Annotated in this window: 15 protein-coding genes; 12 read left to right on the top strand and 3 right to left on the bottom strand. The window is 67.1% G+C overall.

Annotated features, from left to right (window positions below):
* Window positions 1–2: 2 nt before the first annotated feature.
* The 6 genes from pqqC (at window position 3) to C167_RS0111270 (ending at window position 6,897) form a co-directional block, all read left to right on the top strand.
* Window positions 3–752 (top strand): pyrroloquinoline-quinone synthase PqqC, encoded by a 750-nt coding sequence (pqqC, locus tag C167_RS0111245; protein WP_017518378.1) that lies wholly within the window; start codon window positions 3–5, stop codon window positions 750–752.
* Window positions 752–1,030 (top strand): pyrroloquinoline quinone biosynthesis peptide chaperone PqqD, encoded by a 279-nt coding sequence (gene pqqD, locus C167_RS0111250; protein WP_017518379.1) that lies wholly within the window; start codon window positions 752–754, stop codon window positions 1,028–1,030. Before pqqC ends, pqqD begins: the two co-directional genes overlap by 1 nt.
* Window positions 1,002–2,150, top strand: a complete 1,149-nt coding sequence (pqqE, locus tag C167_RS0111255) for a pyrroloquinoline quinone biosynthesis protein PqqE (protein WP_017518380.1) — start codon at window positions 1,002–1,004, stop codon at window positions 2,148–2,150. The genes pqqD and pqqE overlap by 29 nt, the downstream gene beginning before the upstream one ends.
* A gap of 2 nt (window positions 2,151–2,152) precedes the next feature.
* Window positions 2,153–3,946 (top strand): alpha/beta hydrolase family protein, encoded by a 1,794-nt coding sequence (locus C167_RS0111260; protein WP_017518381.1) that lies wholly within the window; start codon window positions 2,153–2,155, stop codon window positions 3,944–3,946.
* 109 nt (window positions 3,947–4,055) lie between these two features.
* Window positions 4,056–5,219, top strand: a complete 1,164-nt coding sequence (gene ercA, locus C167_RS0111265) for an alcohol dehydrogenase-like regulatory protein ErcA (protein WP_017518382.1) — start codon at window positions 4,056–4,058, stop codon at window positions 5,217–5,219.
* Window positions 5,203–6,897: a NahK/ErcS family hybrid sensor histidine kinase/response regulator gene (locus tag C167_RS0111270; protein WP_017518383.1), complete on the top strand. Its 1,695-nt coding sequence runs from the start codon at window positions 5,203–5,205 to the stop codon at window positions 6,895–6,897. The genes ercA and C167_RS0111270 overlap by 17 nt, the downstream gene beginning before the upstream one ends.
* Window positions 6,898–6,914: 17 nt before the next feature.
* On the opposite strand, the gene C167_RS33275 is transcribed toward C167_RS0111270, so the two are convergent.
* Window positions 6,915–9,365 (bottom strand): ATP-binding protein, encoded by a 2,451-nt coding sequence (locus tag C167_RS33275; RefSeq protein WP_162140473.1) that lies wholly within the window; start codon window positions 9,363–9,365, stop codon window positions 6,915–6,917.
* Here C167_RS33275 and C167_RS34770 point away from each other — a divergent pair.
* The 6 genes from C167_RS34770 (at window position 9,364) to putA (ending at window position 20,148) form a co-directional block, all read left to right on the top strand.
* Window positions 9,364–9,594 carry a hypothetical protein gene (locus C167_RS34770; protein ID WP_162140474.1) on the top strand — a complete coding sequence of 77 codons (231 nt, stop codon included), beginning with the start codon at window positions 9,364–9,366 and terminating at the stop codon, window positions 9,592–9,594. The genes C167_RS33275 and C167_RS34770 overlap by 2 nt on opposite strands.
* A gap of 140 nt (window positions 9,595–9,734) precedes the next feature.
* Window positions 9,735–13,211 carry a response regulator gene (locus C167_RS0111280; protein WP_017518385.1) on the top strand — a complete coding sequence of 1,159 codons (3,477 nt, stop codon included), beginning with the start codon at window positions 9,735–9,737 and terminating at the stop codon, window positions 13,209–13,211.
* 1 nt (window position 13,212) lies between these two features.
* Complete coding sequence (locus C167_RS0111285; protein WP_017518386.1) at window positions 13,213–14,031, top strand: CheR family methyltransferase; 819 nt, start codon at window positions 13,213–13,215, stop codon at window positions 14,029–14,031.
* On the top strand, window positions 14,028–14,627 hold the full coding sequence (locus tag C167_RS0111290; protein ID WP_017518387.1) for a chemotaxis protein CheB: 600 nt from the start codon (window positions 14,028–14,030) through the stop codon (window positions 14,625–14,627). The genes C167_RS0111285 and C167_RS0111290 overlap by 4 nt, the downstream gene beginning before the upstream one ends.
* A complete protein-coding gene (locus tag C167_RS0111295) occupies window positions 14,617–15,780 on the top strand; it encodes a hybrid sensor histidine kinase/response regulator (RefSeq protein ID WP_017518388.1) in 1,164 nt (387 codons plus the stop codon). Before C167_RS0111290 ends, C167_RS0111295 begins: the two co-directional genes overlap by 11 nt.
* Before the next feature lie 429 nt (window positions 15,781–16,209).
* A complete protein-coding gene (gene putA / locus C167_RS0111300) occupies window positions 16,210–20,148 on the top strand; it encodes a trifunctional transcriptional regulator/proline dehydrogenase/L-glutamate gamma-semialdehyde dehydrogenase (protein WP_017518389.1) in 3,939 nt (1,312 codons plus the stop codon).
* Between the two features lie 548 nt (window positions 20,149–20,696).
* On the opposite strand, the gene C167_RS0111305 is transcribed toward putA, so the two are convergent.
* Together C167_RS0111305 and C167_RS34460 are read right to left on the bottom strand one after the other, a co-directional pair.
* The gene (locus tag C167_RS0111305) at window positions 20,697–21,866 is read right to left on the bottom strand and encodes an MFS transporter (RefSeq protein ID WP_017518390.1); all 1,170 of its coding nucleotides are present in this window, start codon (window positions 21,864–21,866) and stop codon (window positions 20,697–20,699) included.
* A gap of 124 nt (window positions 21,867–21,990) precedes the next feature.
* A complete protein-coding gene (locus C167_RS34460; RefSeq protein WP_157791831.1) occupies window positions 21,991–22,131 on the bottom strand; it encodes a hypothetical protein in 141 nt (46 codons plus the stop codon).
* Window positions 22,132–22,278 lie beyond the last annotated feature (147 nt).

Genomic DNA, 22,278 nt, shown 5'->3' on the forward strand with positions numbered 1-22,278 from the left:
CGATGACCCGCGAAGCCATGAGCCCCGCCGAATTCGAGCAGGCCCTGCGCGCCAGGGGCGCCTGCTACCACATCTTCCACCCGTACCACGTGGCCATGTACGAAGGCCGCGCCACCCGCGAGCAGATCCAGGGCTGGGTGGCCAACCGCTTCTACTACCAGGTGAACATCCCGCTGAAAGACGCGGCGATCCTCGCCAACTGCCCGGACCGCGAGGTGCGCCGCGAGTGGTTGCAGCGCATCCTCGACCACGATGGTGCGCCCGGCGAGGAGGGCGGCATCGAAGCCTGGCTGCGCCTGGCCGAATCGGTCGGGCTGGACCGCGAACAGGTGCTGTCCCAGGAGCTGGTGCTGCCCGGCGTGCGCTTCGCCGTGGACGCCTACGTCAACTTCGCCCGCCGCGCCAGCTGGCAGGAAGCGGCCAGCAGTTCGCTGACCGAGCTGTTCGCCCCGCAGATCCACCAGTCGCGTCTGGACAGCTGGCCGCAGCACTACCCGTGGATCGACGCCACCGGCTACGACTACTTCCGCAGGCGCCTGTCCCAGGCACGCCGCGATGTCGAGCACGGCCTGCGCATCACCCTGGAGCACTACCGCACCCGCGAGGCCCAGGAGCGCATGCTGGAAATCCTGCAATTCAAGCTCGACGTGCTCTGGAGCATGCTCGACGCGATGAGCATGGCCTATGAACTTCAGCGCCCGCCCTACCACACGGTGACGAGCGAGCGCGTATGGCACAGGGGGTTGCTGTGATGAGTCTGCCTTCGCTGGACAGCGTACCGGCACTGCGCCGGGGCTTCCGCCTGCAATTCGAACCGGCCCAGGGCTGCCACGTGCTGCTCTATCCGGAGGGCATGGTGAAGCTCAACGACAGTGCCGGGGCCATCCTCGGCCGCGTCGATGGGCAAGCCGACGTCGCCGGCATCATCGATGGCCTGCGTGCCGATTTCCCCGGTGTGCCGGGCATCGACGAAGACATCCTGGCATTCCTCGAGGTGGCTCATGCGCAATTCTGGATCGAGCTGCGCTGACGCGCCGGTAGGGCCGCCGCTCTGGCTGCTGGCCGAGTTGACCTACCGCTGCCCGCTGCAGTGCCCTTACTGCTCCAACCCGCTGGACTTCGCCAGGGGCGGCGAAGAGTTGAGCACCGCGCAATGGGTCGAGGTGTTCCGCCAGGCCCGCGAGATGGGCGCGGCACAACTGGGCTTCTCCGGCGGTGAGCCGCTGGTGCGCCAGGACCTCGCCGAGCTGATCGCCGCCGCGCGCGGGCTGGGCTTCTACACCAACCTCATCACCTCCGGCATCGGGCTCAACGAGACGCGCCTGAAAGCGTTCGCGGACGCCGGCCTCGACCATATCCAGATCAGCTTCCAGGCCGCCGACGAGGAGGTGAACAACCTGCTCGCCGGCTCGCGCAAGGCGTTCGCCCAGAAGCTCGCCATGGCCCGCGCGGTCAAGGCCCACGGCTATCCGATGGTGCTCAACTTCGTCACCCACCGGCACAACATCGACAGCATCGACCGCATCATCGAGCTGTGCATCGAGCTGGAGGCCGACTTCGTCGAGCTCGCCACCTGCCAGTTCTATGGCTGGGCCGAGCTGAACCGTGCAGGGTTGCTGCCGACCCGCGAGCAACTGCAGCGCGCCGAGCGCATTACCGCCGAGTACCGCGAGCGCCTGGCCGCGGAAGGCAACCCGTGCAAACTGATCTTCGTGGTGCCGGACTACTACGAGGAACGCCCCAAGGCCTGCATGGGCGGCTGGGGTAGCGTGTTCCTCGACGTCACCCCCGACGGCACCGCGCTGCCGTGTCACAGCGCGCGGCAGCTGCCGGTGAAGTTCCCCAACGTGCGCGAGCACAGCCTGCAACACATCTGGTATGAGTCCTTCGGCTTCAACCGCTTCCGTGGCGACGCCTGGATGCCCGAGCCGTGCCGCTCGTGCGACGAAAAGCAGCGCGATTTCGGTGGCTGCCGCTGCCAGGCCTTCATGCTCACCGGCGATGCCGAGGCGACCGATCCGGTGTGCGCCAAGTCGGCCCACCACGGGATCATCCTCGACGCCCGCCGCGAAGCGGAAACCGCGGCCGCGCCGCTCAGCGCGCTGACCCTGCGCAACGAGCGAGCCTCGCAGCTGATCTGCAAGGCCTGAGGATGCAGCGCAGCGATTGGAGCGCCGAACGCGCGGTGGCCGCCGCGGGGGACTTTGCCGAACTGCATGTGGCCCACGGCGGGCTGCTGTGGGCTGCCTTTGACCCCGCCAGCGCACGCTGCCGGTTGTTTCTCCGACGTGAAGGGCAGAGTGTCGAGCTGACACCGCCCGGCGCCTCGGTGCGCAGCCGCGTCTATGAGTACGGCGGCGGCTCCTGCTGCGTCACCGCCGACGGCGTGGCCTGGGTGGAAGAGGGCGACCAGCAGGTGCACTGGCTGCGCCTGGGTGGCGTGCCCCGGCCGATCACCCACCGCGACGATTGCCGCTACGGCGACCTGCACTACGTCCCGGCCTGGCATGCGCTGCTGGCGGTGGAGGAAGAGAACGGCAGTGGCGGGGCGGTCCACCGTATCGTCCGCCTCGACGCCGATGGCCGACGCCGGGTGATCGCCGCTGGCGCGGACTTCTACGCCTCCCCGGTGGCCGATGGCAACGCCGGCCGTATTGCCTGGGTGGAGTGGGACCGCCCGCACCAGCCCTGGACGCGAACCCGCCTGTGCGAGTCCTTCGCTGGGGAAGTGCGCTGCCTGGCCGGGCAGGCCCGCCACGAATCCATCCAGCAGCCGCGCTTCGCCGAGGACGGCCGCCTGCACTGGCTGAGCGACTGCGATGGCTACTGGCAGCCGTACCACGAAACCCATGGCGTCGTGCCCTGCGTTGCCGCAGACCACGCGAGCGCGCCATGGCAGCTGGGCGGGCGCACCTTCCTGCCGTTGCCGCGCGGCGAACTGCTGGCGACCCGCTACGAAGAGGGCCGCGGTGTGCTGGTGCTGTATGACGGGCGTGGCGGTGAACGCCGGCTGGCGCAGGAGTACAGCCACTTCCGAGCGCTGGCGGCGGACGAGCGCCATTTCTATTGCATCGCCGCGGCGCCGGACCGCCTGCCGACGCTGCTGGCGATTCGCCGGCTGGACGGTTCCACCCAGGTGTTGGCCGGTGGCGAGAGGCCATTGCCGGAGGCCGAGCTGTCCCGTGGCGAGGCCTTCCACTACCCGGTGGGGGAGGACGAATGCGGCCATGGCTTCTTCTATCCGCCCTACGTCGCGCAAGGGGCGCAGCCGCTGGTGGTGTTCCTGCATGGCGGGCCGACCTCGGCCAGTTACCCGGTGTTCGACGGGCGCATCCAGTTCTGGACGCGCCGGGGCTTTGCCGTCGCCGACATCAACTATCGCGGCAGCAGCGGCTACGGCCGCGCCTATCGCGAACGCCTGCACCTGGGCTGGGGACAGGTCGAGGTCGAAGACATCGGCGCGGCGCTGGATTTTCTCGCCAGGACAGGGCGCATCGACCGCCAGCGGGTATTCGTACGCGGCGCCAGCGCCGGCGGCTATAGCGCGCTGATGGCACTGGCGCGGCTGCCAGGCCTGCGTGGCGGCGCCAGCCTCTACGGCGTCAGCGATCCGCAGGCGCTGGCGCGGGTGACCCACAAGTTCGAGGCGGACTACCTGGACTGGCTGATCGGCGACCCGCAACAGGACGCCGCGCGCTACCGCGAGCGCACGCCTGTGCTGCAGGCCGAACATATCCGCGCGCCGGTGATCTTCTTCCAGGGCGAGCTGGATGCGGTGGTGGTGCCGGCGCAGACCGACGCGATGGTCGATAGCCTGCGCCAGCGCGGTGTGCCGGTAGAGGTTCACCGCTACGCCGGTGAGCGCCACGGCTTCCGCCAAGCCGCCAATCTTGCCCATGCGCTGGAGGCCGAGTGGCGCTTTTATCAGGCGCTGCTGGCGGACTGATACCTGACAGAGACGGCTGTCAGAACCGTCTGCCAAGGTCGCATTGCAATACCTGACGGATGCAGTAGGCTGCCGGAAACATTCCATAACAATAACGACAGAGCCCAAGATGTCCCACGAGCTCAGCCAGCTGCGCAAATTCGTCTCGCCAGAGATCATTTTCGGTGCCGGATGCCGGCACAATGTCGCCAATTACGTGAAAACCTTCGGCGCCCGCAAGGTGCTGGTGGTGTCGGACCCCGGTGTACTTGCCGCCGGCTGGGTCGCCGACATCGAAACGAGCCTGGCCGCCCAGGACATTCCCTTCTGCCGCTACACCGACGTTTCACCCAACCCGCGCGTGGAAGAGGTGATGCGCGGCGCCGACTTCTATCGCAGCCAGGGCTGCAACGTCATCGTCGCGGTCGGCGGCGGCAGCCCCATGGACTGCGCCAAGGGCATCGGCATCGTCGCCGCCCACGGCCGCAATATCCTCGAATTCGAAGGCGTGGACACCCTGCGCGTGCCCAGCCCGCCGTTGATCCTGATTCCCACCACCGCCGGCACCTCGGCGGACGTCTCGCAGTTCGTGATCATCTCCAACCAGGACGAGCGGATGAAGTTCTCCATCGTCAGCAAGGCGGTGGTACCCGACGTGTCGCTGATCGACCCGGAAACCACGCTGACCATGGACCCCTTCCTCTCCGCCTGCACCGGCATCGACGCGCTGGTGCACGCCATCGAGGCCTTCGTCTCGACCGGCCATGGCCCGCTCACCGACCCCCACGCGCTGGAGGCCATGCGGCTGATCAACGGCAACCTGGTGCAGATGATAGCCAACCCGGCGGACATTGCCCTGCGCGAGAAGATCATGCTGGGCAGCATGCAGGCGGGGCTGGCGTTCTCCAATGCGATCCTCGGCGCGGTGCACGCCATGTCCCACAGCCTGGGCGGCTACCTCGACCTGCCGCACGGGCTGTGCAATGCCGTGCTGGTGGAGCACGTGGTGGCCTTCAACTACAGTGCCGCGCCCGAGCGCTTCAAGGTGATTGCCGAGACCTTCGGCATCGACTGCCGCGGCATGAACCATGCGCAGATCCGCCAGCGCCTGGTGGAACACCTGATCGCCCTGAAGAACGCCGTGGGCTTCCACGAAAGCCTGGGCCTGCATGGCGTGGGCAGTTCCGACATTCCCTTCCTTTCGCGCCACGCGATGCAGGACCCTTGCATCCTCACCAACCCTCGCGAGTCCAGCCAGCGCGATGTGGAGGTGGTGTATGGCGAGGCCCTCTGACGAGCAGCAGCAACAGGCCCTGGCCGGGCTGCTCGGGCTGGGCAGCCATTCCGCGCGCAAGAGCCACTACCCCGAACTGGTGGCGCGGCTGGAAGAACTGGAGGCCGAGCGCAACCGCTACAAGTGGCTGTTCGAGCACGCCGTCCATGGCATCTTCCAGGCCAGCCTGAACCAGGGCCTGCGCGCCGCCAACCCGGCGCTGGCGCGGATGCTCGGCTACGACGACCCGCAGCAGGTGCTGTGGAACCTGCAGGACATGGCCAGCCAGCTGTTCGTCGGCGGCGAGGCGGAGATGCGCCGCATCCGCGCGTTGCTGCGCGAGCGCGACGGCCTGTTCGGCTACGAGACGCGTCTGCGCCGCCGCGATGGCAGCCACGTGATCGTTCTCATGAACCTGCTGATCAAGCCGGATGAAGAGGGCCTGGTGGAAGGCTTCGTCGCCGATATCACCGAGCGCGTGCAGGCCCAGCAGCGTCTGCAGAGCCTCAACGAAGAGCTGGAACAGCGCGTCGCCGAGCGCACCCGTGAGCTGGAAGGGCTGAACCAGCAATTGCGCGAGGCCCGCGATGCCGCCGAGGCGGCCAACAATAGCAAGGACAAGTACCTGGCCGCCGCCAGCCACGACCTGCTGCAACCGCTGAACGCGGCGCGCCTGCTGGTTTCCACCCTGCGCGAGCGCAAGCTGCCGGACGCCGAGCAGGTGCTGGTGGAGCGCACGCACCAGGCGCTGGAGGGCGCCGAAGACCTGCTCACCGACCTGCTGGAAATCGCCCGCCTGGACCAGAGCGCGATCCGTCCGGACCTGGAGGTGTACCCGCTGGACGAGCTGCTCGGCCCGCTGGTCTCGGAGTTCGACGAAGTGGCCCGCGCCGCCGGGCTGCGCCTGCGCTCGCGGATCCCCGCGCTGGCGGTGCGCACCGATCACCGCCTGCTGTCGCGCATCCTGCGCAATTTCCTCAGCAACGCCTGCCGCTACACCGAGCGTGGCAGCGTCATGCTCGCCGCGCGCCGGCGTGGTGAGAACGTGCGCCTGGAGGTCTGGGATACCGGGCGCGGGATTCCGGCGGACCAGCTGCAAGCCATTTTCCTCGAATTCAACCAGCTCGATGCCGGCCGCGCGGCGGATCGTCGAGGGGTCGGGCTGGGGCTGGCGATCGTCGACCGCATTGCCGGCATCCTCGGTTGCCGGGTGCAGGTGCGCTCGGTGCCGGGACGCGGTTCGGTGTTTTCCATCCAGGTGCCGCTGGTGCGCGATCTGCCGCAGCCGGCTCTGGCGGAGAACGGTCCGCGCCCGGTCACCGGGGACCCGCTACCGGGCCGGCGCCTGCTGGTGATCGACAACGAGGAGGCGATTCTCGCCAGCATGGCGGCGCTGCTCGGGCAGTGGGGCTGCGAGGTGCTGGTGGCGACCGGCTACGAGGGAGCGCTGAAGGCGCTGGATGGCAAGGCACCGGAGGTGATCCTGGCCGACTACCACCTCGACCATGGCCGCACGGGCTGCGAGGCGGTGCGCGGGTTGCGCGAGTATTTCCGCCGCGAGCTGCCGGCGGTGATGATCACCGCCGACCGTAGCGACGATTGCCGCCGCAGCCTGCAGCGGCTGGGGATGCCGCTGCTGAACAAACCGGTGAAGCCGGGCAAGTTGCGCGCGGTGCTGAGCCTGCTGCTGAGTTCCTGAGACGGCGCTGCGAGGGATCAGGCGCCCGAGCGCCCGAGCATGCCGTTGACCTTGTCGCGCAGGGCATCGATGGAGAACGGCTTGGCGATCATCGACATGCGCGTGGCCAGCTCGCTGCCGTCGATATGGACGATCTCGGCGAAGCCGGTGGCGAACAGGATCGGTAGCTCCGGCCGGGCTTCACGCGCGGCGGCGGCCAGTTCCTCGCCGTTCATGCCGGGCAGGCCGACGTCGGTGAGCAGCAGGTCGATGGCGGTGTCGCCCTGCAGGATCGGCAGCGCCTCTTCGGCGTCCTCGGCCTGCAGCACCTGGTAGCCGATTTCCTCCAGCACTTCCACGGTGAGCATGCGCACCAGGTCGTTGTCCTCGACGACCAGGACGCACAACTGCTGGTTGGCGGGTTCGGCAGGGGTGACGGGTACCTCGGGAATATCGACCACGGAAGAGCCTCTCGGAAAATAAAGGGTGACGCAGGTGCCCTTGCCGGGCTCGCTGCGCAGGCGGATCTGCCCGCCCGATTGTTTGATGAAGCCATGGACCATCGACAGGCCCAGCCCGCTGTTGGGGCCGATGCCCTTGGTGGTGAAGAACGGATCGAAGACGTGGCTCAGGGTCGACTCGCTCATGCCCTGGCCGCTGTCCTGCAGGCTCAGTACCAGGTAGTCGCCGGCCGGCAGGTCGTTGTCGCCGCCGCTGGCTTCGTGCCGCTGCAGCAGGATGTCCAGGGCGCCGCCGCCGGGCATGGCGTCGCGTGCATTGTCCACCAGGTGCAGCAGGGTCTTGTGCAGTTGGTCGCGGTCGCTGAGTACGCTGCCCGAGGCCTGGGTGGACAGGCTGAGGCGCACGCGGGGGCCGGCACGCGCGATCAGTTCGGGCTGCCAGTCGCGCAGCAGCCGGTCCAGTTCCACCGGGTGCATGGCCAGCGCCTGGCGGCGGGCGAAGGCAAGCAGGTTGTGGGTCAGCTCGGCGGCGCGCTCGGTGGCCTGGGTGGCGGCCTGCAGCAGGTGGCTCAGCTCCGGTTGCGCCTTGACCGTGGCGCGGCGGGTGATCAGGTCGAGGCTGAAGCGGATGCTCGCCAGCAGGTTGTTGAAGTCATGGGCGATGCCGCCGGTGAGCTGGCCCACCGCTTCCATGCGCTGGGCGTTGAGCAGGGCGGTCTGGGTCTGCTCGAGCAGCTCCGTGGCGCGCTTCTGCTCGGTGACGTCGCGGCCGCAGCCATAGATCAGGCCGTTGTCTTCGCTGGCGTGCCAGGACACCCAGCGGTAGCCGCCGTCCGCCTTGCGCATGCGGTTCTCGAAGTGCTGCAGACGCTCGCCGCCTACCAGCAGGACGCGTGCATCGAGGCTGGAGGACAGGTCATCGGGGTGCACCAGCTCTTCGCTGTTGCGCCCGATCAGTTGCTCTTCGCTCCAGCCCAGCAGTATCTGCCAGGCCGGGTTGACGTTGCGCAGGATGCCCTTGTGATCGAGCACGCAGAGCAGGTCCTGGCTGAGCGACCAGACCCGGTCGCGCTCCAGGGTACGCTGGCGCGCCTCTTCCTGCACCGCCACCTTGATCTGCCGCTCCGCGGCACGCTGGTTGGCGGCGGCCAGTGCGTGCCCGAGGAGGGCGGCCAGTTCGTTGAAGAAGTTGGCGTAGTGCTCGTCCAGGCGTCGACGCGGGCTGATGCCGAACACGGCGAGGCTGTCAGGGGGGCCGTCCAGCGGTATGGCGTAGGTACTGTCGAGCGCCTCGGGCCAGGGCGCGAACGCGCGCACGTGCTGGCTGGCCAGCGGCGACTGGTGGGCCTGCGTGAGGCCATTGAACAGATGCAGCGGGTCGTCGTCGGGGCTCAGTTGCGCGGGGGCGAAGCGGTCGCTCGGGTCGGTGCCGCAGGCGCCGAGCAGTTTGCCGGCCTGGTAGAGGAGGCAGAAGGGTACGTCATGGCTGGCTTCGCCGAGCAGCGCCAGCGCGTCGGCGCACACCTGAGCACTGTCCTCGGCATGTCCGAGGCGTTCGGCCATACGGGTCAGCAGACGCTGGCGGCGCTGTCCGATGACGTTGCCGGTCGTTTCCACCGCGGTGTTGAACAGGCCGATGGGCTTGCCTTCGAGGCCGAAGATCGGGCTGACGTTGTAGGTGAAATAGGCTTCCTCGACGTAGCCGAAGCGAACCATGGGCAGCAGGCGGTCTTCCTCATGGGCGGCCACGCCGGTCTCCAGGATGCCGTTGTACATGGGGTCGAGGATCGACCAGATATCCGACCAGGCCACGCGCGCGGGCTGGCCCAGGCATGCGGGATGCTTGTCGCCGGGAATGGCGCTCCAGGCGTCGTTGTACAGCAGGACGAATTCCGGCCCCCAGTAGATGCAGACCGGCAGCCGCGAGTTGAGGCCGACCTCGAGAATCCCGCGCAGGGTCGCGGGCCACTGGTCCATCGGGCCGAGCGGGGTGGCCGCCCAGTCGAGCTGGCGGATCAGCGGTGCCATGGCGCTGCTGCTGTTGAGAAATTCGCCCTGGCTGGGCACGGGTAACCCTGGGGTTTCCCCCGTCAAACTTGGCATCGAGCAGACCCTGCGTCTGATCCTTCGTACAGTGTTGTTTCACATCGAACGTTGGAAAGGTCTGAAGGAAGAAAATTCCACTTTTCTTCGTCCAGTGCGCGAAAAGTTCGAACGTCCTACAGGAGCGGCTGTCAACTCGCCAGCTGAGGTGTAGCCTACAATGCTTCGCGTTATTATTTCCTCGGTTTTAAGAATGTTCTTACAATAACTTCAAATACTTACCTGGCTTCTGCTGCGATCTCTCCGAGTCGACAGGCCACGTCCAGGGAAGCTCCAGCATCAGGGATTTTGCAGATGAACCAGAAAGCCATCGCCGACGAAAGCGCCTTCCGCCGCATCCTCGCGCGCAACATGGCACTGCCGCTGGGCATCTGCCTGCTCGGCGCGGTGCTGTTCATCGGCCTGATTCTCTACATGCTCGACGTGCTGGGCTGGGTCGAGCACACCGACCGGGTGATCTCCAGCGCCAATGAGATGCAGCGCCTGAGCGTGGACCAGGAGAGCGGGCTGCGCGGCTTCCTGATCACCGGCGATCCGCGCTTCCTCGAGCCGCTGGAGCAGGCGCGGCCGCGCATCAATGCTGGCCTCAAGGGCCTGGCGGACCTGGTGGCGGACAACCCGCCCCAGGTCGAGCGGGTACAGCGCCTGACCTCGATGCAGGACGAATGGATGACCTTCGCCCAGCAGATGATCGAGCAGCGCCGCTCCGGCCAGGATACGTCCGACGCGATCAAGGCCGGCCGTGGCAAGAGCATGATGGACGCGATCCGCGGCCAGTACGCCTCGCTGATCAACACCGAGCAGCAACTGCGCCACGACCGCAACCAGTTCGCTTCCAGCCTGTCCACCGGGGTAGTGATTCTCTACCTGGTGTTCAGCATCGTCGTCGGCACGCTGCTGGCGTATTTCGGCCGCCGGCAGTTGCTCGGCCTGTCCGACTCCTACGCCGAGTCCCTGCGCCGCCAGGTGCTGCACAACGAGCACCTGGAGCGGCAGGCCTGGCTGAGCGACGGGCAGACGCGCCTGGGCGAACAGTTGATCGGCCAGCCGTCGTTGTCGGCGCTGGGCCGCAGCCTGATGGATTTTCTCGGCGACTTCGTGGCCTCTCCGGTGGGTGCGCTGTATGTGCGCGACGACCGCGGCGGCTTGCGCGTGGCCGGCACCTTCGGTTTCGCCGCACAGTCATTGGGCGAGGACTATTTCGCCGCGGACGACAGCCTGATCGCCCAGGCCGCCCGCCAGCGCAAGCTGCGCCTGGTGGACGGCTTGCCTCCGGATTACCTGAAGGTCAATTCGGCGCTGGGCAACGGCCAACCGGTGAGCGTCGCGCTGCTGCCGCTGGTCCATGAAGCAAGCGTGGTGGGCGTGCTGGAGCTGGGTTTCCTGCGGCAACTGGAGGAGCGCGACAAGGCCTTCCTGCAGGTGGTCGCCGAGCCGCTGGGCAGCGCCATCGCTTCCGCCCAGCACCGCCAGCGCCTGCAGGACCTGCTGGCGGAAACCCAGCAGCTCAACGAAGAGCTGCAGGTGCAGCAGGAAGAACTGAAGACCGCCAATGAGGAGCTGGAAGAGCAGTCGCGGGTGCTCAAGGAGTCCCAGGCGCATCTGGAGGCGCAGCAGGCGGAACTCGAGCAGACCAACGAGCGCCTTGCCGAGCAGGCCCAGGAACTGGCGGCACAGCGTGATGATCTGGACAGCAAGAACACCGAGCTGAACCAGGCGCGCCTGGACCTGCAGGGCCGCGCCGACGAACTGCAGCGCGCCAGCCGCTACAAGTCCGAATTCCTCGCCAATATGTCCCACGAGCTGCGGACGCCGCTCAACAGCTCGCTGATCCTGGCGCGCCTGCTGGCGGACAACGAGCAGGGCAATCTGGACGACGAGCAGGTGAAATTCGCCGAGTCGATTTATTCCGCCGGCAACGACCTGCTCAACCTGATCAACGACATCCTCGACATCTCCAAGGTCGAAGCCGGCAAGCTGGAAGTGCGCCCCGAAAACGCCAGCGTACGCCGCCTGGTTGAAGGCGTGGAGGGATTGTTCCGCCCGCAGGCCGACGACAAGGGCCTGACCTTCGTGGTCAACATTGCCGATGATGCGCCGGGCATGCTTTACAGCGACCGCCAGCGTGTCGAGCAGATCCTCAAGAACCTGCTGTCCAATGCCTTCAAGTTCACCGATGCGGGCGAAGTCAGCCTGTATGTCGGCGCTGCGCCCGAGGGTTTGCGCTTCGACGTGCGCGACAGCGGCATCGGCATCGCCGAAGACCAGTTGCAGCGCATCTTCGAAGCCTTCCAGCAGGCCGATGGCGCCACCAATCGCCGCTACGGAGGTACCGGCCTGGGCCTGTCGATCTCCCGCGACCTGGCGCACCTGCTGGGCGGCAGCATCATCGTCAGCAGCCAGCCGGGCAAGGGCAGCGTCTTCAGCCTGCTGCTGCCGCTGAGCTACAACGAGCCCGCAGCGACGGAGGTCGTCAGCGCACCGGCCGCCATCGTCCCCAGGGTTGCGACTCCCGTCGCCGCGCCGGCAGTGCATGCGCCGGTGGCTGCGGCCTTCGCCGACGACCGCGAGCAGTTGAACATCGGCCAGCGTTGCGTGCTGGTCGTTGAGGATGAGCCCAAGTTCGCCCGCATCCTCTACGACCTCGCCCGCGAGCTGGGCTACCGCTGCCTGGTGGCCATGGGCGCCGAGGAAGGCTTGCGCCTGGCCGACGAGCATGGCCCCGACGCCATCCTGCTGGACATGCATCTGCCCGACGAATCCGGCCTTGCCGTGTTGCAGCGCCTGAAAGCCAACCCGCGTACCCGTCACGTGCCGGTGCACGTGGTGTCCGTGGAGGATCGCAGCGAAGCGGCCCTGCACCTGGGTGCCATCGGCTATGCGCTCAAGCCCACCACTCGCGAGCAGCTGCGGGAAGTGTTCGGCAAGCTGGAGGCCAAGCTGACCCAGGAGGTCAAGCGCATCCTGCTGGTGGAGGACGATCCGTTGCAGCGCGACAGCGTCTCGCGCCTGATCGGCGACGACGACATCGAGATCACCGCGGTGGAGCAGGGCGAGCAGGCCCTGGAACTGCTGCGCCAGAACATCTATGACTGCATGATCATCGATCTCAAGCTTCCTGACATGCAGGGCAACGAACTGCTGCGGCGCATGGGTGAGGAAGACATCTGCTCCTTCCCGCCAGTGATCGTCTACACCGGGCGCAACCTGACGCGCGACGAGGAAGCCGAGCTGCTCAAGTACTCGCGCTCGATCATCATCAAGGGCGCGCGCTCGCCCGAGCGCCTGCTCGACGAGGTGACGCTGTTCCTGCACAAGGTCGAATCGCAGCTCTCCAGCGAGCGTCAGCGCATGCTGCGCACCTCGCGCAACCGCGACCGGGCCTTCGAGGAGCGGCGCATCCTGCTGGTGGACGATGACGTGCGTAACATCTTCGCCCTCACCAGTGCCCTGGAGCACAAGGGGGCCCGCGTGGTAGTCGCGCGCAACGGCCGCGAGGCCATCGAGAAGCTTGCCCAGGTTGGCGACATCGACCTGGTGCTGATGGACGTGATGATGCCGGAGATGGATGGCTACGAAGCGACCCGCCTGATCCGCCAGGACGCGCGCTGGAAGAAGCTGCCGATTCTCGCGGTGACCGCCAAGGCGATGAAGGACGACCACGAGCTGTGCCTGCGCGCCGGCGCCAACGATTACCTGGCCAAGCCCATCGACCTGGACCGCCTGTTCTCCCTGATCCGGGTCTGGCTGCCCAAGCTGGAGCGCATCTGACATGGCCGAACGCAGCCAGGACATCGAGCTGCGCCTCCTGATCGAGGCGATCTACCTGAAGTACAGCTACGACTTCCGGGACTACTCCGGCACCTCGCTCAAGCGCCGCGTACTGCATGCCACCAGCCTGTTCGAGTGCCGCAGCATCTCGGCGCTGCAGGAGCGCATCCTGCATGACCCGCACGCCTTCCACGAGTTGTTGCAATACCTCACCATCTCGGTGAGCGAAATGTTCCGCGATCCCAGCTACTTCCTCGCGCTGCGTCAGGAAGTGGTGCCGCTGCTGCGCACCTATCCCTCGCTGCGCCTGTGGGTTGCCGGCTGCAGCACCGGCGAGGAGGTGCACTCGCTGGCCATCCTGCTGCATGAGGAGGGGCTGCTCGAGCGCACGCTGATCTACGCCACCGACATCAATCCGCGCTCGCTGGAACAGGCGCAGCGGGGCATCTACGCGATCGATGACCTTGCCCAGGCCAGCGAGAACTACCGCGCCGCCGGCGGCAAGGCTTCGCTCTCGGATTACTACACGGCGGCCTACGACGGCGCGCTGTTCGACAAGATGCTGCGCGCCAACGTGACTTTCGCCGATCACAGCCTGGCCACCGACAGCGTGTTCTCCGAAACGCATCTGGTGTCGTGTCGCAATGTGCTGATCTACTTCAACCGCCAGTTGCAGAACCGCGCCATCGGCCTGTTCCACGAATCGCTCTGCCACCGTGGCTTCCTCGGCCTTGGCAGCAAGGAAAGCCTGGACTTCACCGAGTTTGCCGGGGAGTTCGAAGTGGTCAATCGCCGCGAACGGGTGTTCCGCAAGCGATGAAAGCGCAGCGCAAGGTCCAGGCCGTGGTCATCGGCGCCTCCGCAGGCGGCGTGGATGCGCTGTTCCGGCTGTTCGACGGGTTGCCGGCGGATTTCGCGCTGCCGATGGTGGCGGTGCTGCACCTGCCGGAGAACCATGAGAGCCAGTTGGTCGACCTGTTTGCCCGGCGCCTGGACATCCCCGTGCAGGAAGCCTGCGACAAGGCACCGGTGGAGCCAGGCACCCTGTACTTCGCGGCCGCCGGCTACCACCTGTCCATCGAGCGCGACCACACCTTCGCCCTGAGTCGCGAGGCGCGGCGCAATTATTCCCGCCCGTCCATCGACATTCTTTTCGACTCGGCGGCCGATGCCTACCGCGAGACGCTGGCCGGCATCCTGCTGACCGGAGCCAACCATGACGGAGCACAGGGCCTGGCGCACATCCATCGCGAAGGTGGCCTGACCATCGTCCAGGACCCTGCCGAAGCCGAGGTAGCGACCATGCCGGAAGCTGCCATCGAGCTGCACGCCCCGGACCACATTCTTTCCCTGCGCAGTATTCATGCGCTCCTGAGCCGATTGGGCTCTCATTCGGATTCCAACAATGCTGAGTAACCAGGGAAGCAAGCTGCTCATCGTCGACGACCTGCCGGAGAACCTGCTGGCGCTGGAGGCGTTGATCAAGGGCGAGGGGCGCGAGGTATTCAAGGCCTCCTCGGCGGACGAGGCGCTGTCGCTGCTGCTGGAGCACGAATTCGCCCTGGCGCTGCTCGACGTGCAGATGCCCGGCATGGACGGCTTCGCCCTGGCCGAGCTGATGCGCGGCACCGAGCGCACCCGGAGCATCCCCATCGTTTTCGTCACTGCCGCCGGCCGCGAACTGAACTATGCGTTCAAGGGCTACGAGAGCGGTGCGGTGGATTTCCTTTACAAACCGCTGGACAACCATGCGGTGCGCAGCAAGGTGAATGTCTTCGTCGACCTCTACCGCCAGCGCAAGGTGCTGGAGCAGGCACGCGCCGAACAGGATGCGCTGCTGGCCGAACTGCGCGAAACCCAGGTGGAGCTGCAGCGCGCGGTGAAGATGCGCGACGATTTCATGTCCATCGTCTCCCACGAACTGCGCACGCCTCTCAACGGCCTGATGCTGGATACCCAGTTGCGCCGGTTGCACCTGTCCAGGGGCAAGCTGGAGAACTTCTCCCCGGAGCGCCTCGCCGTGCTGTTCGAGCGCGACGAGCGTCAGCTCGGCGGGCTGACCCGGCTGATCGAGGACATGCTGGACGTCTCGCGTATCCGTACCGGCAAGCTGTCGATACGCCCGGAGCGGGCCAACTTCGCCGACATCGCCCGCCACGTCCTGGGCAACTTCGCCGTGCAGGCGCAGGCGGCCGGCTGCGAACTGGCGCTGAGCGCGCCGGAGCGGGTGGAGGGGGTGTGGGATGCGTACCGCATCGAGCAGGTCATCAGCAACCTGGTGAGCAATGCCCTGCGCTACGGACCGGGCAAGCCGGTGGAGGTCCGCGTGGCGGTGAGCGACGGCCAGGCACAGCTGTGTGTGCGGGACCATGGCGAGGGCATCAGTGCCGAGGAGCAGCGGCGCATCTTCCTGCAGTTCGAGCGCGGTGCCGGCGCTGCGCGCGTGGCCGGGCTGGGGTTGGGGCTGTTCATCTCCGAGCAGATCGTCCAGGCCCACGGCGGGCGCATCGAAGTGCACAGCGAGCCAGGGCAGGGCGCGGAATTCTGCGTCTACCTGCCGCTGGACTGAGCCCCGGTTTTTCCTGGGTGGTTGACGCGCCACCTACCTTCCAGCGCCGAAGCGTCTGCTCTTTGTAGGAGCGAGCTTGCTCGCGAAACGAAGAGCCCGCTGTGCGCTGCCGGCGCGTTGGAATGTTCGCGAGCAAGCTTGCTCCTACAGGCCTGCCCACGCCTCTGTGGCGGGTTGCACCTTTTGTCGCTCTGGCACGAACACTGCTTTCTCCCTGCCGTCCGGCCGCTCCATACAGGTTGCAGCCGGACGTGCCCGTGGCCGTGCTCCGTTTGGTAGCGCCGTGTGGGGGAAATGTCACCGGTTGCACCGGAACTGCGCTTACGACCAAAGGCTTGTTTTTATTGGGTTGCACCTGGTTGCACCTTGCGATTCGGCGGTATAACCTTTCGCCGTTTTCAGGCACACCTTCTAACAACAGGAAGCCCCATGGCCACCACCACCCTTGGCGTGAAGCTCGACGACGCCACCCGCGAGCGCCTCAAGCTGGCTGCCCAGCAACTCGACCGTACCCCGCACTGGCTGATCAAACAGGCCATCTTCTCTTACCTGGAACAGGTGGAAGGCGGGCTGACCCCGGCCGAACAGTCCGGTCTGGCTGCGGCGGCGGGCGAGGAATCGCTGGATGCGCTCAACGAGCAAGGGTTGCAGGTCTTCCTCGATTTCGCCGAAAGCATCCTGCCGCAGTCCGTGCTGCGTGCGGCCATCACCGCCGCCTACCGCCGTCCGGAAACCGAAGCGCTGCCGATGCTGCTGGATCTGGCCCGCCTACCGAAGGAGCAAGCCGCCGCCGCCAGCAAGATGGCACTGGGCATCGCCGAAAAGCTGCGTAACCAGAAGAACGCCGGTGGCCGCCAGGGCCTGGTGCAGGGCCTGCTGCAGGAGTTCTCCCTGTCGTCCCAGGAAGGCGTGGCGCTGATGTGCCTGGCCGAGGCGCTGCTGCGCATCCCGGACAAGGCCACCCGCGACGCGCTGATCCGCGACAAGATCAGCAACGGCAACTGGAGCCAGCACCTGGGCCAGAGCCCGTCGATGTTCGTCAACGCGGCCTCCTGGGGGCTGCTGATCACCGGCAAGCTGGTGTCGACCCACACTGAAGCCGGCATGTCCTCGTCGCTCAACCGCATCATCGGCAAGTCCGGCGAGCCGCTGATCCGCAAGGGCGTGGACATGGCCATGCGCCTGATGGGCGAGCAGTTCGTCACCGGCGAGACCATCGCCGAGGCCCTGGCCAACGCGGCCAACATGGAATCCCGTGGCTTCCGCTATTCCTACGACATGCTCGGCGAAGCCGCGCTGACCGACGAAGACGCCAAGCGTTACCTGGCGTCCTACGAGCAGGCCATCCATGCCATCGGCAAGGCCTCTCACGGCCGCGGCATCTACGAAGGCCCGGGCATCTCGATCAAGCTCTCCGCGCTGCACCCACGCTACAGCCGCGCGCAGTACGACCGCGTGATGGAGGAGCTGTACCCGACCGTCCTGGGCCTGGTGAAGATGGCCCGCGATTACGACATCGGCATCAACATCGATGCCGAGGAAGCCGATCGCCTGGAAATCTCCCTCGACCTGCTCGAGCGCCTGTGCTTCGAGCCGTCGCTGGCCGGCTGGAACGGCATCGGCTTCGTCATCCAGGCCTACCAGAAGCGCTGCCCGTACGTGATCGACTACGTGATCGACCTGGCCAAGCGCAGCCGTCACCGCCTGATGATCCGCCTGGTGAAGGGCGCCTACTGGGACAGCGAGATCAAGCTGGCCCAGGTCAACGGCCTGGAAGGCTACCCGGTCTACACCCGCAAGCCGTACACCGACGTCTCCTACCTGGCCTGTGCGCGCAAGCTGCTGGCCGTGCCGGAGTCCATCTACCCGCAGTTCGCCACCCACAACGCCCACTCGCTGTCGGCCATCTACCAGCTGGCCGGGCAGAACTACTACCCGGGCCAGTACGAGTTCCAGTGCCTGCACGGCATGGGCGAACCGCTGTACGAGCAGGTGGTGGGCAAGGTCGCCGACGGCAAGTTCAACCGTCCGTGCCGCATCTATGCGCCAGTGGGCAGCCACGAAACCCTGCTGGCGTACCTGGTGCGCCGCCTGCTGGAAAACGGCGCCAATACCTCCTTCGTCAACCGTATCGCCGACCACAGCATCTCCCTTCAGGACCTGGTGCTGGACCCGGTGCTGCAGGTCGAGCAGATGGCCGCGCAGGAGGGCACCCTGGGCCTGCCGCACCCGCGCATCCCGCTGCCGCGCGACCTCTATGGCGAATCCCGGCTGAACTCCGCCGGCATCGACCTGGCCAACGAACACCGCCTGGGTTCGCTGTCCTCGGCGCTGCTGACGAGCACCAACCACGCCTACGTCGCCGAGCCGATACTGGGCCTGGCCGAAGCCGTTCCGGGCGAGCCGCAGCCGGTCCGCAACCCGGCGGACCACCGGGACGTGGTGGGCCACGTGCGCGAGGCCAGCGAAGCCGATGTGAACAACGCCATCCTTGGCGCGCTGTCCAGCGCGCAGATCTGGCAGTCCACCCAGCCTGCCGAACGCGGTGCCATCCTGCAGCGCGCCGCCGACCTGATGGAAGCGGAGATCCAGTCGCTGATGGGCGTGCTGGTGCGCGAGTCGGGCAAGACCTTCGCCAACGCCATCGCCGAAGTGCGCGAAGCGGTGGACTTCCTGCGCTATTACGGCGCCCAGGCCAGCACCCACTTCGCCAACGACAGCCACCGCCCGCTGGGCCCGGTGGTGTGCATCAGCCCGTGGAACTTCCCGCTGGCGATCTTCAGCGGTCAGGTGGCCGCCGCCCTGGCCGCCGGCAATACCGTGCTGGCCAAGCCCGCCGAGCAGACCCCGCTGATCGCTGCGCAAGCCGTGCGCATCCTGCTGGAAGCCGGCGTGCCGGCTGGCGCCGTGCAGCTGCTGCCGGGCCGTGGCGAAACCGTCGGTGCCCGCCTGGTGGGCGACGAGCGTGTGCGCGGCGTGATGTTCACCGGTTCCACCGAAGTGGCCGGCATCCTCCAGCGCAACATCGCCGGCCGCCTCGACGCCCAGGGCCGCACCATCCCGCTGATCGCCGAGACCGGCGGCCTCAACGCGATGATCGTCGACTCCTCGGCGCTGGCCGAGCAGGTGGTGGTGGACGTGGTCAACTCCGCGTTCGACAGCGCCGGCCAGCGCTGTTCTGCCCTGCGCGTGCTGTGCGTGCAGGAAGATGCCGCCGACCGCGTGGTGCAGATGCTCAAGGGCGCCATGGCGGAATACCGTGTCGGTGCACCGGAGCGCCTGCACACCGACATCGGCCCGGTGATCGACGAGGAAGCCAAGGGCAACATCGACAAGCACATCCAGGCGATGCGCGACAAAGGCCGCAAGGTATTCCAGAGCGCCCGCGTGGACGCCGAGGAAATCAAGCGCGGCACCTTCGTCGTGCCGACCCTGATCGAGCTGGACAGCTTCAGCGAGCTCAAGCGCGAAATCTTCGGCCCGGTGCTGCACGTGGTGCGCTACCAGCGCGCCGACCTTGGCCAGCTGCTCGCGCAGATCAACGAATCCGGCTACGGCCTGACCCTGGGCGTGCACACCCGCATCGACGAGACCATCGCCCAGGTCGTCGGCAACGCCCACGTCGGTAACCTCTACGTCAACCGCAACGTGGTTGGCGCCGTGGTCGGCGTGCAGCCTTTCGGTGGCGAAGGCCTGTCCGGCACCGGTCCGAAGGCCGGTGGCCCACTGTACCTCTACCGCCTGTTGTCGACCCGTCCGCAGGATGCGGTGGCCAACCAGCTCAAGGGCGATGGCGCCCAGCCGCTGCCGCGTCCGAAGGATGCCCAGCAGGCCGTGGACGCGCTGGCCAAGTGGGCAGGGCAGAAGGACGCCGCCCTGGCAAGCCTGCTCGGCGGCTACGGCGAACTGGCGCAGAGCTTCACCCAGCAGGTACTCACCGGCCCGACCGGCGAGCGCAACACCTACACGCTGCTGCCGCGTGAGCACGTGCTGTGCCTGGCCGAAGACCGTGCCGACCTGCTCGCCCAGCTTGCCGCCGTGCTCAGCGTTGGCAGCCGCCCGCTGGTGGCCGAGTCCAACGCCGCCGTGGTCAGGGAACTGCCGAAGGAAGTGGCCCAGCGCATCGAGCTGGTCGCCGACTGGACCGCCACCGACAAGGTGTTCGACGCCATCCTGCACCACGGCGATTCCGACCAGCTGCGTGCGGTCTGCGAGCAGGCCAGCCAGCGCAAGGGCGCCATCGTCGGCGTCACCGGGCTGAACCGCGGGGAAACCGACATCCCTCTGGAGCGCCTGCTGATCGAGCGGGCCCTGAGCGTCAACACCGCCGCCGCCGGCGGCAACGCCAGCCTGATGACCATCGGCTGACGACGGTGCCGGGAGCGCCTTACCGGGCGCTTCCGGCCTGCTTTCCGGCTGCTTCTGCGGCCACCCGGCCTGCCAGCCCTCTGGCGGAGCTACCCGCTCCCGGCAGGCCGTTTCCCTCGCGCTTCCTGCGCAACTCGTCTCGGGCCACGCCCGATACAACGGCGGGGCTATCCGCTCCGCCGCTTCCTCTTCGATCTCGAATGTCGCCGTCCCCTGCAGGAACTGTCTTTCCTTGCGAGACCGTGGTGGGTTTTCCCTCTCCCTGAAGGGAGGGGGGCCGTTCGGCGCGAGCTGGAGCCCAGGTGTGAGCGGGCTGGGGCTGCTTCCTCTTCCCTCGCAGCGGGCCGCTTTCGAGAAAGGCACCTTCGGTGCGCTTCTGCAGGGGTTCCCGGTTTAAAACCTTGCGTAGCAGCGGACTCTGTCCGCGATCGGCTCCCGGCAACGGTGATTCCGGGCGGGCTCGCGAGCAATAGCGATGGCGTCCCCCTTGCTCCTACGAAGAGCGCGGAGTGCCTCCCTGCAGGAGCGAGCTTGCTCGCGAACGCTGTTCAGGCGTGGCGCAGTACTGAGCGTCGTACTGATGCCACCGCCGTCGCCACGAACAGCCCCGCTGCCAGCGCCAGTGCCACCGGCACGCCCTGCGGGCCAAGGTCCATCAGGCTGCCGCTGAGCAGTGGCCCGAGCAGGCTGCCGACGCCCCAGAGCATACCGGCGGCGGCGTTGGCGGTAACCAGATCGCGGCCGCGGAAGCGCTGGCCGATCAGTACCAGCGCCAGGGTGTAGACGCCGCCAGCCACTGCGCCCAGCAGCATCAGCGCCGGCCAGAGCAGCGACGGCTGGCTGATCAGCCAGGGCAGGGCGAGCCCGATCGCCATCGCCGCGACGCCGCAAGCAAGGTGCAGGGTGGGCCGGTCCAGGCGGTCGGACAGCCAGCCCAGCGGCAACTGGCAGAGCATGTCGCCGAGCAGGATCACCGTCGCCATGAGCGCGGCAATGCCCACCGCATAGCCGTGGCTGGAGGCGTATACCGGGAAGAGCGAGAGCACCACGCTGTCGAAGAAGGAGAAGAACAGCACGCCCATGCACAGCGCCGGCGCCACCCGCAGGAAGCCGGCCAGGGAGAAGCTGCGCGGCTCCTCCACGTGTTGGTGAAGGCCTTCCTCGGGCATGGCCAAGGCCACGGTGGCCAGGGCAATCAGGTGACCGGCACTGACCAGCAGCACCACCCACGGCGCCTGCGCGCCGAGCAGCGCGACCAGGGTCGGCCCCAGCAGCTGGAAGGCGGTGAAGCTGGTGGCATACAGGGCGACGATGGTGCCGCGGTTCTTTTCGCCGCACAGCTCGTTGACCCAGGCCTCGCCGAGGATGATCGCGATACCCATGCCAATACCCAGCGCCAGGCGAGCAACAGCCAGCAGCCAGAGCGAATGGCTGCTGAATTCGATGGCCGCGGTGCTGGCGGTGCACAGCACGAAGCACAGCAGGTACAGGCGACGCCGGCTCACCAACTGGCAGGCGCGGTCCACCAGGGTGGCGGCGAGGATCATGCCGGCCGCCGGCACCGCCGAGAGGATGCCGATCTGCAGCGCGCTGGCGCCGTTGTCCAGCAGGCGCAGCGCCACCAGCGGCAGCGTTGCGCCCAGGCTCAGGCCGACGATGGACACGGCAAACAGCAGCACCGCGAGAAGCGGTTTGTTGAGGATGACTGGGGTATTCATGAAAACCTTCTCTTGCCCGGGCGCTCCAGCGACAGGGCTGCAAATGCAAACGAGCCCGCCGGGGTTCTCCGGTGGGCGGATTCGAAATGCGGAGTGACCGACGCGAAGGCGCGCGGTGTCCGGCTCAGCAGCCGGTGGGAGGAGAGAAGGTGAAGGCGAAGAGAACGCTGCGACGCAGGTTCAGCACGGCATCGACCTTGCGCACGCGCGGGGGCTCCCGGAGGAGGGCGAGCGATGAGTCGGCGAAGCGGCAGAACGGGGTCATGGTGCGGATACAGCGTAGGACGTAGGAAAACGCGCACTCTAGTGAGTGCGCGGCAGAGCGTCAATCTCGGCCGGTTGAGCGGTTATCGGCGGCGCTGGTGTCAATCGGGTTCGCGAGCAGGCTCGCTTGTATGGCGTAGGGTATGAG

The sequence above is a fragment of the Pseudomonas nitroreducens TX1 genome (genome assembly GCF_000313755.1).
Taxonomy (GTDB): domain Bacteria; phylum Pseudomonadota; class Gammaproteobacteria; order Pseudomonadales; family Pseudomonadaceae; genus Pseudomonas; species Pseudomonas nitroreducens_A.

Excerpts from the sequence above, each read along its gene's own strand:
- pqqC (WP_017518378.1), top strand. The coding sequence starts at position 3 with ATGACCCGCGAAGCCATGAGCCCCGCCGAATTCGAGCAGGCCCTGCGC.
- pqqD (WP_017518379.1), top strand. The coding sequence starts at position 752 with ATGAGTCTGCCTTCGCTGGACAGCGTACCGGCACTGCGCCGGGGCTTC.
- pqqE (WP_017518380.1), top strand. The coding sequence starts at position 1,002 with ATGCGCAATTCTGGATCGAGCTGCGCTGACGCGCCGGTAGGGCCGCCG.
- C167_RS0111260 (WP_017518381.1), top strand. The coding sequence starts at position 2,153 with ATGCAGCGCAGCGATTGGAGCGCCGAACGCGCGGTGGCCGCCGCGGGG.
- ercA (WP_017518382.1), top strand. The coding sequence starts at position 4,056 with ATGTCCCACGAGCTCAGCCAGCTGCGCAAATTCGTCTCGCCAGAGATC.
- C167_RS0111270 (WP_017518383.1), top strand. The coding sequence starts at position 5,203 with ATGGCGAGGCCCTCTGACGAGCAGCAGCAACAGGCCCTGGCCGGGCTG.
- C167_RS34770 (WP_162140474.1), top strand. The coding sequence starts at position 9,364 with ATGGCGCTGCTGCTGTTGAGAAATTCGCCCTGGCTGGGCACGGGTAAC.
- C167_RS33275 (WP_162140473.1), bottom strand. The coding sequence starts at position 9,365 with ATGGCACCGCTGATCCGCCAGCTCGACTGGGCGGCCACCCCGCTCGGC.
- C167_RS0111280 (WP_017518385.1), top strand. The coding sequence starts at position 9,735 with ATGAACCAGAAAGCCATCGCCGACGAAAGCGCCTTCCGCCGCATCCTC.
- C167_RS0111285 (WP_017518386.1), top strand. The coding sequence starts at position 13,213 with ATGGCCGAACGCAGCCAGGACATCGAGCTGCGCCTCCTGATCGAGGCG.
- C167_RS0111290 (WP_017518387.1), top strand. The coding sequence starts at position 14,028 with ATGAAAGCGCAGCGCAAGGTCCAGGCCGTGGTCATCGGCGCCTCCGCA.
- C167_RS0111295 (WP_017518388.1), top strand. The coding sequence starts at position 14,617 with ATGCTGAGTAACCAGGGAAGCAAGCTGCTCATCGTCGACGACCTGCCG.
- putA (WP_017518389.1), top strand. The coding sequence starts at position 16,210 with ATGGCCACCACCACCCTTGGCGTGAAGCTCGACGACGCCACCCGCGAG.
- C167_RS0111305 (WP_017518390.1), bottom strand. The coding sequence starts at position 21,866 with ATGAATACCCCAGTCATCCTCAACAAACCGCTTCTCGCGGTGCTGCTG.
- C167_RS34460 (WP_157791831.1), bottom strand. The coding sequence starts at position 22,131 with ATGACCCCGTTCTGCCGCTTCGCCGACTCATCGCTCGCCCTCCTCCGG.